We start from the raw sequence: 13,409 nt of genomic DNA, 5'->3' as shown, positions 1-13,409 counted from the left end.
AAGGAGTAACGCAGACGCATGATCGATAAAAATCTTTTTCTGGAAACATTACATGAAGTTGCTGAGATCGCAGCTACTTCCGGAGAAAAAATCAAACCGGAGGAAGTTCATAAATATTTCGAAGGAATGGAGCTTTCCCCGGAGCAGGAAAAAATGGTATATGAGTATCTGAATCTTCCACCGGAAGCAAAACAGGCACCGGTGACAGAGGAAGAAGAAGTTACCGAAGACGCTGAGGATATAGAGACCGTGGAAGTATATTCCACGACAGATTCTTCCAAAGACATTCAGATCGGTGCTGACCATGCCGCAGAAGACGAAGAAGATGATGTGCCACAGGCAAAAGATGTGGAAAAATTGTCTGATTCCGTTTACTATCGGATGTATCTGGATGAAGTCAGAGGACGCGGAGAGGCAGACGAAACAAAAATGCGGGAGCTGTATCAGCAGATTTTGCAGGGAGATCAGGATGCTGTCAACGGAATCGTAGACGGATGGTTGATGCGGATCATTCACATGGCGGGTATGTATGATGATGTGCCGGTCAATATGGAGGATCTGATTCAGGAAGGAAATATGGCGCTCTGGATGGCGCTGAGTGCATTGCCGGAGGTAGAAGGAGCCGCAGAGCTGGATTCTTATCTGGAAAAACAGGTAGTGGCAGCATTTGAGAATCATATCCGCGAGGTGACTGGCGATACCGATCAGGTGCAGGCGGTGCTTGGAAAGGCAGCGCTGCTGCATGAGGCACGTAAGTATCTGGCAAAGGAGAATTCACAGGATCCATCGATTAGACAGCTTAGTGAGTACACACATATTTCGCCGGAAGAAATACAGGATATACTGGCGCTCCAGAAGGAAAAAACGGAGTAAAAGTAGTGAAGAAAAACGACTCAATATTGAATCACGGGGACTAAGACGTCCCCTTAGATTAAATATTGAGTCGTTTTTCATACAAGTTACTGAAAGATTCGTTTTTTCTTTCTTCCGCGCCCTTCTATAAATTAAAGTATAAAAAGCGAAATTTTACCGTTCTTCCGGCAGCAGATATTTATTGAACAGCGGAATGACCGGATTTAGGTTGTTTTTTCTCCAGACAGCGACGAGATGCAGTGGATCTGTCTTGTAAAATGGCAATGACAGCACCGCAGTATTGGAGTTGGAGATACAGTTTTCGTCCAGTACGGAGAATCCCAGTCCGGCTTCTACTTTCAACAGAATATTCTGGATGGAGGATGCGTAAATGGTATTGGACGGTGTAAATCCATGTCGTTCGCAAAACTGCACGATGTTGTTGTAGGCACCTTTTGAAATGGCAGGATCGATGGCGATCATGGTTTCTGTACTCAGAGAGTCGAAATGAATTTCGTCTGATTTGGCCAGTGGGTGTGCCTTTGAAATGACACATTTTGGTGCTGATTCGAAGAAAACCTGATAGATGATATCATCGGTCGGATAATCGATTAGGTCAAAATCAAGTGTCAGCGCAATATCAATTTTACCATTCATAAGGGATTCCCTCAGTTCCTGAAAGTTTCCACTGATGATATCGATCTTGATGTTCGGATGTTTTTCGCGAAGTGCATGCAAGGTATGCGGCAGAAAGTTTTCGGAACGCTGTGTTTCGATGACACCGAGTACGATGGATCCATTTTCTCCAAGTTCGGCGTTGCGTGCCTTTTGCACGGCAGCTTCCCCTAATTTTAATAATTTTGAAAATTCTTCGTATAATACCGCACCACAGGGGGTGAGGCGTACGTATTTTTTTGTACGGACAAAAAGCTGCATTCCAAGTTCTTCCTCAAGATTGGAAATGTTTCGGCTTAAGGAAGACTGTGCCACAAACAGATGATTTGCGGCTTCTGTGAAGTTTAAGTATTCAGCTACATTCAAAAAACATTTAATCTGAAAAATTGTCATCGTATTTCTCCATGAATTATTGAATATAAATAAAAAGATAAGTTTGTTAAGCAAAAAATAAAAAAGTTTAAGCAAAAAGTTAAGCGCAAATAAAAGTCTGGTTACCGGCATATAGAGTATGTTAGTAAATAGGTGCAATTATTTGCATGAAAATTTAAGGTCTGCGCAGCAGCACAATTTCTTCCTTGTACGGTGGATACGTTTTTTTCGGATTTTCCGGATCGACTAAGTATGGAGTCTCCAGAATCTTCGGAATGTTTTCAAAATCCGGATGATGAACAATGGTGTGCAGTGCATCAAAACCAATCTCACCCTGTCCGATATTTGCATGGCGGTCTTTGTGTGAGCCACAAGGATTTTTACTGTCATTGATATGAAATACCGCAATCTGATCTTTTCCGAGTATCCGGTCAAACTGTTCGATTACACCGTCAAAATCATTTATAATGTCGTAACCTGCATCGTGTGTATGGCAGGTATCAAAACAGACACGCAGACGTTCCGGATGACAGACTCCGTCATAAATCGCAGCGAGTTCTTCAAAGGTTTTTCCGATTTCGGAACCTTTTCCTGCCATCGTTTCCAGTGCGATATAGCATCCTTCGGATTCTGCCAGCACTTCATTTAATCCTTTGATGATCTGAGCTGTTCCGGCTTCCACACCGGCACCGACATGTGCTCCCGGATGCAGGATCAGAATCTGACTTTTCATGGCAACGGTGCGCTGAACTTCCAGTGTCAGAAAATCAACGGCAAGCTGAAACGTTTCCGGTTTTACCGTATTTGCCAGATTGATGATGTAGGGCGCATGTACGACGAATTCTTCCATGCCGTACTGATGCATGGCTTCCCATCCGGCATCGATATTTAATTCTTCCACCGGTTTGCGTCTGGTATTCTGTGGAGCCCCGGTATACAGCATGAACGTATGGGCTCCATACCCGGCAGCTTCCCTGACAGAATTTAAGAACATGTCTTTTCCGGACATGCTCACATGAGAACCTATTTTCAACATATTTCCTGTCTGCCGCGCTTGTAAAAAACACGGCATTTCCCCTTATTCATAGTTGTTTCCAGTTAAAACGATTATATAAGATATATATTTTCGTATATGTATTTAGTATAGTACAAAAAATAAAATTTGCCTAGCGGTAAGTAGAAAAAGAAGGACCATCTTAAGTGAAAAAACTTTTGCCCAAAAGCGCGTTGAAATGAAAAGTTCTCACTTTAAGGTTGGCAAACGGATGGAAATTAGGTACAATAAAAAGTAATTATGTATGAAAAGATGACTTTTTATAGCGACACAGTGAAAATACATAAAAATGTGTGTTCAGAATGATTCCTATCAGAAATGCTCTGTGTGGGTGCACATTGTCTGAGAGATGATGGTTTTATGCCGACTGAAACAAAGTGTAGAGTATAGTAATTCTGAGCGTATAAAAAAGATTGGGAGAGGAAAAAGAATGCCTAAATTTGAGGTGGAATTAAAAAAAGTAGTGGATGATTCCTATGAGATTGAGATCGGACATGGACTTCTGGATCTCGTCGTAGCGGATCTGGCAAACGGTCTGGTTGGAAAACTTCATAAATTTGCGATTATCACAGACAGCAATGTGGAACCGTTGTATGCACGTCCATTGGAACAGAAATTGCTGGATGCCGGATATCAGACCGATGTTTTCGTGTTCCCGGCAGGAGAAAAAAGTAAGACACGCCAGACAAAGGCGATGATCGAGGATGCGATGCTGGAAAAAGGCTATCGCCGCGACTGCTGTATTCTGGCAGTAGGTGGTGGTGTTGTTACCGATCTGGCAGGATTTATCGCAGGTACTTATGGCAGAGGAGTACCGTTTATTAATTATGCAACCAGTCTGTTGGCAGCAGCAGATGCTTCCGTGGGTGGCAAGACTGCAGTAGATACCCCGCTGGCAACAAATCTGATCGGACTGATCAATCAGCCGAAAAAAGTATATCTGGATCTGGATACCTGGAAAACATTGCCACAGCGCGAGATTTACAGCGGACTGGCAGAGACCATCAAGCATGCGTGTCTGGCTGATGCAGCATTTTTCGATTATCTGGAAGCGCATATGGATGAAATCCTGGAGCTTGATCAGGAAGCATGTGAGCATATCGCAGAGAAAAACTGTAGCATCAAATATCATGTAGTTATGCAGGATGAACGCGAGCTTGGATTGCGCGAAGTGTTAAATCTTGGACATACCGTGGGACGTGCGGTGGAGACCGTCAGCGATTATCGCCTGCTGCATGGTGAGGCAGTTTCTATCGGTCTGGTGGCTGAGGCGCGTCTGGCACAGAACATGGGATATTTGTCAGAAGCAGATGCTGAGCGTGTGATCGCATTGCTGAAACGCGCAAAATTGCCAACAGAGATTCCGGAATATATCGACCGGGAAGCACTGGTGAAGAAACTGTATACAGACAAAAAAGTACGTGACGGGAAATTGCGTTTTGTCATTCAGGATGGCATCGGTGCCATCGCAACCTTCGGTGAGAATGTTTATGCATCTCCAATCTCTGAGGAAAAAGCAAGAGAGATCATTATGCAGTTATAGTACATGCTATAATTTGTAAAATACTCACCGCTTGTAAAAGTGGGAGTCTCAATTCCAACTGAGATAATGGAGGCAAAACGCAGGAATGAGATATGAGCGCAAAAAGGAGGAAAATTCGGAAGTTTTTTATGAAGTGCTGGACAACAGTACAAAAGCAGCAGAATTTTCCTATCAACAGAAATTCGATGAGACGGGACAGGTCTGTGAACAGTTCTGGATCAGGCGGATTCATCTGGAGCAGAAGTGTCTGGACTACCGTTATCTGGATGCGATACTGCAGTTTATCCAGTATAAATGCTGGTGCAGTGGCTGTCGGTCCATGTATGTCAGACTCAGCGCCAGAAATTTGATGGATATCGAGCGATACAAGCGTTATGGTTTTTATGTGATCGCGCAGGAAGAACAGACGACCGTACAGGGGGAGGTTTCCTGTGCCTATGTTCTGAAATATCCATTGCCCAGAGAGTGGGAAGAAATGATGAATAAAAAAGAGAGGGCTTTTTACTATGAAGGAAAGAGATAAATTCGGGTCCCGATTGGGATTCATACTTGTGTCTGCCGGGTGCGCGGTCGGACTGGGAAATGTGTGGAAATTTCCCTATATCTGTGGTCAGAACGGCGGCGCGGCTTTCATTCTGATCTATCTGGTATTTTTGGCAATTCTTGGTTTGCCGATCCTGATCAGTGAGTTTGCGGTTGGACGAGGAAGCCGCTTAGGAGCATCTAAGGCATATGAAAAATTAGAACCGGCAGGAACCAAATGGCATCATTTTAAATGGTTTTCTATTTTCGGAAACTATCTGCTGATGATGTTTTACACCATGGTCGGCGGATGGATGCTGTTTTACATTTACCGCAGCGCCAGCGGAAAACTGACAACCATGTCTGCAGATGAAGTTGGAGCAGCATTTTCCGATATGCTGGCTTCTCCGGGAACGATGGTTGGCTGGATGATTCTGGCGGTTTTGATTGCTTTTGGAATCTGTGCACTTGGCTTGCAGGGCGGTATGGAAAAAATCATGAAAGTCATGATGAGTATTCTGATCGTGTTGATTGTCATTCTGGCGATTCATTCTCTGGTGTTGCCAAACGCCATGGAAGGTGTAAAATTCTATCTGGTGCCGAATCTGGATGCCATCAAGAGTCGTGGTCTTGGAGCCGTAGTATTTGACGCCATGACGCATTCATTCTTTACATTGAGTGTTGGTATCGGTGCCATGGAAATTTTCGGAAGCTACCAGAAGCGGGAGCATTCCATTCCGGGCGAGGCAAAAAATATTGTTATTCTGGATACGTTTGTTGCATTAATGGCAGGATTTATCATTATTCCGGCATGTTTTGCATATGGTGTACAGCCGGATGCAGGTCCGTCCCTGCTGTTTATCACCTTACCAAACGTATTTAACAACATGGCAGGCGGCAGAGTATGGGGAACCTGTTTCTTCATCTTTATGTCCTTTGCGGCGCTGTCTACCATCATTGCCGTATTTGAAAATATCATATCCTTTTATATGGATATGGGCGGCTGGAGCAGAAAAAAAGCAGTTGTGTTCAATATTGTGCTTATTATCGCACTGTCTCTGCCGGCGGTACTTGGATTTAACCTGTTATCCGGTTTCCAGCCGATGGGGGCAGGAACTTCCGTGATGGATCTGGAAGATTTTCTGGTATCCTATAACCTACTTCCACTTGGAAGTATGATTTTTGTCCTGTTCTGTGTAAAGAAAAATGGATGGGGCTGGGACAATTTCCGCAAGGAAGCAAACGAGGGAAAAGGTATGAAGATTTCCAACAAACTTCAGTTTTATATGACCTATATCCTTCCGGCAATCATTGTTGTGGTATATCTGAAGGGATACTATGACACATTTGCGAAGATGGGACCGAAGGTTTTGGCAGGCTGGATGGCATTTGCGGCAGCACTGTTGATCACAATTTTTACCCTGTCTTCTTTAAAGAAAAAAGAAAAATAGTGAAGTTTTGGAGCCATGTCATTGTTGCATGGCTCTGACTTATTGTGAAAAAAGACTACTAGTGTTAGTTTAAAAACAGAATGTGTATGAATAAGAGTACCTTTTGCCAGATAAGAGTGCTTATGGAATATATGGAGTGAAATATATTATGTAGAAAAAGGTAATGCATTTTTGAAGTGAAATAGATATATAGAGTTGAATAAATTGGAAAGAGAGAAGTAGAATGAGAGTGTTAGAAAATTTGGAGCCGAAAGAAGTTTTTTCGTATTTTGAAGATATTTGCAGTATTCCACATGGATCCGGAAATACGCAGCAGATCAGTGATTACTGTGTAAATTTTGCAAAAGAACATGGTCTGAAATGCCGTCAGGAAGCATGTGGTAACGTGATCATTTGGAAAGATGCCACATCGGGGTATGAGCAGGCACCGACAGTAATCTTGCAGGGCCACATGGATATGGTAGCGGTCAAAGATGCCGACTGTACGCTGGATCTGGAAAAAGACGGCCTGCTTCTGGAAATCGATGGTGACTGGGTGCAGGCAAAGGGGACATCTCTTGGTGCGGATGATGGAATCGCAGTGGCTTACGCACTGGCTATTCTGGCAGCAGACGACATTCCGCATCCGGCTCTGGAAGCTGTATTTACGGTAGGAGAGGAAGTCGGACTGACAGGGGCAACGGCACTGGATGCCTCTGACCTGACGGGAAAAATCCTGATGAATATGGATTCTGAAAATGACGGTATTTTCCTGATCGGATGCGCTGGTGCGGCTACGGTGGCTTGCTGTTTACCGGTTAAAAAAGAGACTGTGTCTGGTCAGATGTATGATTGGCATATAGACGGACTGATGGGCGGTCATTCCGGTATGGAGATTGATAAAGAGCGTGCCAATGCAAATAAGGCATTTGGTCGTTTCTTAGCTTATTGTATGGAAAAAACAGGTTTGTCTATCGTTTCTGCAAATGGTGGAGAGAAGGAAAATGCTATTGCAAAACAGTGTGATGCGGTTCTGGTGGTTCCAGAAGAAGATATTGCGGCATTTGAAGATGCAGTTTCTGCGTTTGAGACAATTTTGAAAAAGGAACATCACTTTACAGATCCAGATTTGCACATTTATGTAGAGAAAAAAGAGTATGGGGAGTACGAAGCGTTGGATAAAGAGACAGCGCAGAAACTGATGGCGCTGCTGATCCATCTGCCAAACGGTGTGCAGAAACGGATTCCGGAGTTCCCGGACAGTGTACAGACTTCACTGAATATGGGAACTTTAGAGCAGGCAGAGGATGAGATTTCCATGACATTTTCTGTTCGAAGCAGTGTGACCAGTGAGAAAGAGTGGCTCATGAGCCAGATGGAGCATTTGACAAAAGCGTTTGGTGGATATTGTAGAATTTCCGGTGTGTATCCGGCATGGGAGTATCAGGAAGATTCCGCGATTCGTCCGTTGATGATCGAGACTTACGAGGAGATTACAGGTAAAAAGCCAGAGACGGAGGCGATTCATGCCGGAGTGGAGTGCGGTATTTTCAGTGAAAAACTGCCGGGACTGGATTGTATTTCTTATGGACCGCAGATCAATGATATTCATACGACCAGAGAGAGTATTAGTGTTTCTTCGGTGAAACGGAATTGGGCGTTGACGCTGGCGGTGTTGAAGAAGTTGAAATAGTTGTGGCTTAACGGGAGGTAGTGAACGAAATTTCAGAATTTGTAATGTTTTGAACGGAAGGTAGTGAACAAAATTTCAGAATGGGGGATTTTGAACGTAAAGTTGTGAACAAAATTTCAGGATTTTGTCTCAGTCGCCAGCAATCGCTCCTTGAGAAAAAATACTGAAATTTTGAATCCCAGTTATTGATTGTGTACCATTGTGATTCTGAAATTTTGCATTGCAGTTATTGATCGTGTGTTATTGCGATTCTGAAAATTCGCTTCTCAGTTATGACATGTTTGTTCAAGCAAGATGAACTTTTAGTAGAAAGTGAGAAAATCAATGGAGAAAATGGATGCGTGGGAGAGAAGGACGGTTGTATATCGTAGATTATTTCATAAATATCCGGAACCGGGCTGGCTGACTTTTTTTGCAACGATTTTTATTGCGGAGCATCTGGAGAAGGCTGGTTTTAAGGTTCTTGTTGGCAGGGAGATTTTGAAGGATGAGAAACGTATGGATCCACCAACGGAGGAGGAAACAGCTCTCTGGGAGCAGCGGGCGGTGAAGCTGGCAATAGAACAGGGAATAGCGAAAGATAAAGTGGCAACATGGATAACGCGGATGGATCATCGTACCGGAATTGTGGCAATTTTGGATACAAAGCGGGAAGGAAAGACGAAGGCTTTTCGGTTTGATATGGATGCGTTGACTGTGGCAGAAAGTATGGATGTCGACAGAGTGCCGGTGAAGGAGCAGTTTGTTTCGCAATATCAGGGTGTTTGTCATGCTTGCGGGCATGATGGACATATGGCATTGGGGCTGACTTTTGCAGAGTATCTGGCAGAACAGGTGAAGCAGAAGCAACATGGAAATTTAGAACATTGTGTGGAAAATCAAGTAAAACAACATGGAAGATCAATAGATTGTGTGGACAGAACGTCGGCTGGTGAGGCAATATCAAATGGAAATGTATCTAAATTTAATGAAACGATAGCAGATTTATCAGGTTCAGTTGCAGGAAGAATCTGCGGTCGATATATGTTTATTTTTCAACCGGCGGAAGAAGGCGTGCGCGGTGCCTTTGCTTTCCGACATCAGTGGAATTTTGGCAAAATAGATGAATTGTATTGCTGTCATATCGGATTTGCACCGGAAGATACTTTTGTGGCAGGAGCGAAGGGTTTTCTTGCTACCAGCAAGTTTGATGTGACTTTTACTGGAAAAAGTGCTCATGCGGGATTGGCACCAGAGCGGGGACGTAATGCTTTATTGGCAGCAGCGAAGGCCACCATGGATATGCAGGTATTTCCACGACCGAAAACAGGAATCACACGATTGAATGTGGGAAAAATGGAAGCCGGAGAAGCCCGTAATACGATTCCTGCTCACGCAAAAATGATCGTGGAGACAAGAGGCGAAACGGGAGAACTGAATACTTATATGAAGGAACAGGCACTTTCCTGTATTGAGCGGGCAGCAAAAGAGTATGGTGTTACATATGAAGTGCAGTTTCAGGGAGAGAGCGTCAGTGCTGCTAGTGATGAAGCGCTTAGTCAGAAAGTACTGGCGGTGGCGAAATCGACTGGCTGTTTTTTGGATTATATGTTGACGAAGGATTTTGGGGCCAGCGACGATGGAGCTGTGTTTATGGATATGGTAGAACAGCAGAGCGGAAAAGCAGTTTATATGCTTTTGGGAACCAGAATCAGAGGATTGCATCATGAATCGGTGTTTGATTTTGATGAATCGGTATTGGATAAAGGTTTTACGCTATATAAAAATATACACGAATGTATGTAAACGTATATGCTAATATATTCTCATATAGGAATAAAAATGTTGGTATTAATAAGGAATCTTTATAGATTTTTCGTATAAGTTAATATCCGGAACCATAAAATGGTACAGTTTGCGCAGGCGGTCATGAAGTTCTTCCTGCGTCAGTTCAGAAGGAGTCTGAGAAAGAATCCAGTTATCATATATTGTATCAAAAATGCAGGAGCGTATGCCGGTCGGCTGCGCTCCGTTTTTGGTATAAAAACGATTACGATTTATCCGTTGACAGCGCTGTAAGTCATTTTTGGCTGTTTCAATGGATTCCGTCTCTATAATAACAGGTAGACCATCTGTAAAACGCCCACATTCATTTAAAAGAAGGCTTCCCCAACCCTTGGAACGGGCGGTAGAATGCACTGCCAGATAATCTAATAGATAAAAATCAGCATCCGGGCAGGTAGTAAGAAATGCAACCCCTTCAACATTAGATTCGTTATTTTTTAAGGGAAAACTACGCTGATCGGAAGTGATGCAGAGGACTCTATAAAGTTTCGTATCCATCATGCGAAGGATATTTTTTAATGGTTTTACTTCCTTTGCAGGAAAATAGGGGATGATAAAATTCTGGTATAAATATGGTACCTGTGTGGTTGTAGCTGAAAAAATGTGATATGAAGGCATATGTAATCCTTTCTTCCTAAAACGTGAATGAAAATGTAGGGATATTATAAGTAGCCTAGATTATTCACGGCACAGCCGTAAAAGTGGCTGAAAACCATATAGTTTCTATATTTTAACTGAATATTGCTTTTCGCCTATCAGGCGAATGAAAAAAGAGCATCCATTTGTGGTAAAATTAAGGTGTCGAATCTTAAAAAATAACCCAAAGGGGCCCTTTATGAGTATTGTAAACACCTTAGCCTTAGAAAGCAATAGACAGATTAAAATAAATTTTGATGGAGGAGATTTATCCTCCGATGCAGGCTTACTTCTTATCAAAGAATTCGTAAGCAAACTTGGTATGGATAAGCTTTTTGTCAAATCTTTCAAGACCAATGATTCTGCATTATTCAGATATCACACGGATCAGGAAAACCTGCTCCAGATGATATATTGGCGGGAAATATGATAACAGGAAAAGAAACGCAGAAAATGCAGGAATATACGCAGGAACGGATCGCTCAGGCAGAGCATAGAGATATAGAATTTCCAACAGATGTAAAAGAACAGATTTTTGAATATGCGAATCTGATCGGCGAGGAAGAGAAAGTTAGGACTTCGGAAGTAGAAGAACAGTTCGAGTATATGTATCAGCTGTTCTTTTTTTGTTTTCGGGCGTTAAAACGGTAATGTTTTTCTTGTGTACAGTAGAGCGCTATAGTATAATAAAACCAGTTTTTTTGCATAAGTTTAAAAGCTATAATAAGGAAATTGGCAAACCAGATGAAAGTCTGGGACGCAAATCTACAGGGCCTGTAAAATGGCAGCCAGTTGCATAAAATGAGGTGCACTGTCTGTCTGATGGTGCTTTTTTATGGTGTTATTTCATAGGCGTAACTATAATGATTTTATCAGGAAAGAATGAGGAAAATAAAAGTATGAAAAAGGCAAAACGTTGTCTGATTGCAGTGGTGTCAGGTGTATTTGTAGCATCTGCTGTCTTGTCTGGATGTGGACAGTCAAAGAAAGAAGCACCTAAAAATGATGATCATCTTACCGTTTATCTGTGGGAAAATCGTTTGATGAAAAATATTGCACCCTATATCCATGAACAGTTCCCAGATCAGGATATTGAATTTATTATTGGTAACAATGATACCGATTTATACAGTTATTTTAAAGAACATGATGAATTACCGGATATCATAACAGTACGTCGATTCTCTGGAACAGATGCACAGGACTTACAGCCTTATCTTATGGATTTTGCTTCTTATGATGTTGTTTCCAAGTACTATTCTTATGCGGTGCAATATTATAAGAATGAGGAGGATGAAATCCAGTGGCTGCCAATCTGTGGTATTCCGCAGACGATCATTGCCAACAAAACACTGTTTGATCAGTATGGCGTAAAGATTCCAGAAAATTATGAGGAATATGTACAGGCCTGTCAGCAGTTTTATGATAATGGAATAAAACCGTATTCCATGGATCTTGGGGAAGACTGGTCTAATAATGAAATCATCCAGGCGGCGGCAATCGGTGAGTTTACAAGCCTGGATGGTATTGAATGGCGAAACGGTGCAGAAACTGCAGCGGATGAAGTAAAGTTTGATGATACATTATGGAAACGTATTTTTTCAGAAACCAGTCAGTTTCTTAAGGACTCGCACTTTGGTAAAGAAGATATCAATATTGACATCAATACAGGAACCCAGATGTTTGTTGAAGGAAAATCAGCAATGTTTCATGGACATCCGACGGTTATGCAGCAGCTGCAGAAACAGATGGATGCGGAGCTGATCCATATTCCTTACTTTTCACAGACATCGGATGAATCCTATGTGTACATGACTCCGTCCTTAAACATTGCATTTAACAAAAACCTGGAAAAAGACCGGGAGAAACTGGATACTGCACTGGATGTGCTGGATTGTATGATTTCAGAAGAGGGGCAAAAGCTGATTGCGGATGGAAGCGGTGTTATTTCATTGAATACAGATGTTCCAACCATGATGCAGGATGTACCTGGACTGGAAGAGGAAATTAATAATAATGCTGTTTATATCCGATATTCCGCCCAAAAATCATTTGATGCAAGTCTTGAGGCTGTTCACGGATTACTGTCAGGGGAAATGGATGAAACACAGGCTTTTGATACTTTTCGCAGTGTAATGAATCGTAAAGATCCAGAAAAAAAAGCAACGGTGAATTTTGAAAATGAATATTCCATTTCACTGAACGATAGAAATGGCCGTGATGCAGCATCTTCCATTTTAACTACGATCAGAGAAGAAAATGATGCACAGCTGGCTCTGGCACCATATTATTATTTCACTTCTTCTATGTACAAAGGAGAATGCACCAGTAGCCGGGTTGGGATGATGACAGCGAAGAGTTCAGATACAGCATTATATTTTGCAAAACTTAATGGTAAACAGGTTTATGAACTCGTGGAAAATTATCTCGCCGAAGCTGATGGAAATTTTTATGTAACCAATAAATACGAATTGCCAATTACATCCGGTATGAAAATGATCGTCAATCAAGCGGAAAGTGGATTTTCATTAAAGGACTTGACAGTTAATGATAAGAAAATAGACAAAGAAAAGGAATACTCTATTCTTCTTACAGACACCACAATGTCTGTTTTGAAAAAAATAAATCCGAAATGTGAGATTGAGCAGCTTAAAGATACAACATTATCAAGTGCATGGATCGAAGCAATGTCAAAAGGACAGCAGCCGTCAGCACCGGAAGACTATATAGAGGTTGAACAGTAAAAGTGGAGATAGAACAAACGGTAAATAAAAGAAAAAAAATAACAAGGCTGTTGCTTATACTACT

At 42.2% G+C, this 13,409-nt stretch carries 11 protein-coding genes, 1 pseudogene and 1 riboswitch; of the genes and pseudogenes, 9 read left to right on the top strand and 3 right to left on the bottom strand.

The annotated features are described in order from the left end of the window. Positions 1-18 precede the first annotated feature (18 nt). Positions 19-873, top strand: a complete 855-nt coding sequence (locus LG34_RS09270) for a hypothetical protein (RefSeq protein WP_109215825.1) — start codon at positions 19-21, stop codon at positions 871-873. A gap of 153 nt (positions 874-1,026) precedes the next feature. Here the strand turns inward: LG34_RS09270 and LG34_RS09265 are convergent, their stop codons facing one another. Then, a complete protein-coding gene (locus tag LG34_RS09265; RefSeq protein WP_158582237.1) occupies positions 1,027-1,920 on the bottom strand; it encodes a LysR family transcriptional regulator in 894 nt (297 codons plus the stop codon). Positions 1,921-2,074: 154 nt separating this feature from the next. Continuing rightward, positions 2,075-2,935 carry a deoxyribonuclease IV gene (locus LG34_RS09260; protein ID WP_181369339.1) on the bottom strand — a complete coding sequence of 287 codons (861 nt, stop codon included), beginning with the start codon at positions 2,933-2,935 and terminating at the stop codon, positions 2,075-2,077. A 448-nt stretch (positions 2,936-3,383) separates the two neighbouring features. Here LG34_RS09260 and aroB point away from each other — a divergent pair, with 448 nt between their 5' ends. From aroB to LG34_RS09235, 5 genes are all read left to right on the top strand, one after another. Then, entirely contained in the window at positions 3,384-4,496 is a 1,113-nt protein-coding gene (gene aroB, locus LG34_RS09255; RefSeq protein ID WP_109215823.1) for a 3-dehydroquinate synthase, read from the top strand. Positions 4,497-4,581: 85 nt separating this feature from the next. Continuing rightward, positions 4,582-5,019, top strand: coding sequence for a hypothetical protein (locus LG34_RS09250; RefSeq protein ID WP_109215822.1), 438 nt, complete (start codon positions 4,582-4,584; stop codon positions 5,017-5,019). Beyond that, positions 5,003-6,469 carry a sodium-dependent transporter gene (locus tag LG34_RS09245; RefSeq protein ID WP_109215821.1) on the top strand — a complete coding sequence of 489 codons (1,467 nt, stop codon included), beginning with the start codon at positions 5,003-5,005 and terminating at the stop codon, positions 6,467-6,469. Before LG34_RS09250 ends, LG34_RS09245 begins: the two co-directional genes overlap by 17 nt. A 223-nt stretch (positions 6,470-6,692) precedes the next feature. Beyond that, the gene (locus LG34_RS09240; RefSeq protein ID WP_109215820.1) at positions 6,693-8,141 is read left to right on the top strand and encodes an aminoacyl-histidine dipeptidase; all 1,449 of its coding nucleotides are present in this window, start codon (positions 6,693-6,695) and stop codon (positions 8,139-8,141) included. 324 nt (positions 8,142-8,465) lie between these two features. Continuing rightward, a complete protein-coding gene (locus tag LG34_RS09235) occupies positions 8,466-9,926 on the top strand; it encodes a M20/M25/M40 family metallo-hydrolase (RefSeq protein WP_109215819.1) in 1,461 nt (486 codons plus the stop codon). A 45-nt stretch (positions 9,927-9,971) separates the two neighbouring features. Here LG34_RS09235 and LG34_RS09230 read toward each other — a convergent pair whose 3' ends face one another. Next, a complete protein-coding gene (locus tag LG34_RS09230) occupies positions 9,972-10,583 on the bottom strand; it encodes a GNAT family N-acetyltransferase (protein ID WP_109215818.1) in 612 nt (203 codons plus the stop codon). Positions 10,584-10,800: 217 nt separating this feature from the next. Between LG34_RS09230 and LG34_RS09225 the strand changes: the two are divergent. The 3 genes and pseudogenes from LG34_RS09225 to LG34_RS09215 all read left to right on the top strand — a co-directional run. Further along, a pseudogene (locus tag LG34_RS09225) lies at positions 10,801-11,016 on the top strand (transposase); the annotation flags it as partial. 11 nt (positions 11,017-11,027) lie between these two features. Next, positions 11,028-11,252 (top strand): hypothetical protein, encoded by a 225-nt coding sequence (locus LG34_RS09220; protein WP_181369340.1) that lies wholly within the window; start codon positions 11,028-11,030, stop codon positions 11,250-11,252. Between the two features lie 73 nt (positions 11,253-11,325). Continuing rightward, a riboswitch (cyclic di-GMP riboswitch) is annotated at positions 11,326-11,401 on the top strand. A gap of 99 nt (positions 11,402-11,500) precedes the next feature. Then, a complete protein-coding gene (locus LG34_RS09215) occupies positions 11,501-13,345 on the top strand; it encodes an ABC transporter substrate-binding protein (protein ID WP_109215816.1) in 1,845 nt (614 codons plus the stop codon). The last annotated feature ends 64 nt before the right edge of the window (positions 13,346-13,409 follow it).

This window comes from Eubacterium ramulus, from assembly GCF_003122485.1.
GTDB classification, from domain to species: domain Bacteria; phylum Bacillota; class Clostridia; order Lachnospirales; family Lachnospiraceae; genus Eubacterium_I; species Eubacterium_I ramulus_A.
The sequence above is the reverse complement of the archived record's forward strand: the minus strand, read 5'-3'. Positions and strand labels throughout refer to the sequence as shown.

Coding starts and splice junctions, on each gene's coding strand:
- LG34_RS09215 (WP_109215816.1), top strand. CDS start 11,501: ATGAAAAAGGCAAAACGTTGTCTGATTGCAGTGGTGTCAGGTGTATTT.
- LG34_RS09245 (WP_109215821.1), top strand. CDS start 5,003: ATGAAGGAAAGAGATAAATTCGGGTCCCGATTGGGATTCATACTTGTG.
- LG34_RS09220 (WP_181369340.1), top strand. CDS start 11,028: ATGATAACAGGAAAAGAAACGCAGAAAATGCAGGAATATACGCAGGAA.
- LG34_RS09260 (WP_181369339.1), bottom strand. CDS start 2,935: ATGTTGAAAATAGGTTCTCATGTGAGCATGTCCGGAAAAGACATGTTC.
- LG34_RS09240 (WP_109215820.1), top strand. CDS start 6,693: ATGAGAGTGTTAGAAAATTTGGAGCCGAAAGAAGTTTTTTCGTATTTT.
- LG34_RS09265 (WP_158582237.1), bottom strand. CDS start 1,920: ATGACAATTTTTCAGATTAAATGTTTTTTGAATGTAGCTGAATACTTA.
- LG34_RS09230 (WP_109215818.1), bottom strand. CDS start 10,583: ATGCCTTCATATCACATTTTTTCAGCTACAACCACACAGGTACCATAT.
- LG34_RS09250 (WP_109215822.1), top strand. CDS start 4,582: ATGAGATATGAGCGCAAAAAGGAGGAAAATTCGGAAGTTTTTTATGAA.
- LG34_RS09235 (WP_109215819.1), top strand. CDS start 8,466: ATGGAGAAAATGGATGCGTGGGAGAGAAGGACGGTTGTATATCGTAGA.
- LG34_RS09270 (WP_109215825.1), top strand. CDS start 19: ATGATCGATAAAAATCTTTTTCTGGAAACATTACATGAAGTTGCTGAG.
- aroB (WP_109215823.1), top strand. CDS start 3,384: ATGCCTAAATTTGAGGTGGAATTAAAAAAAGTAGTGGATGATTCCTAT.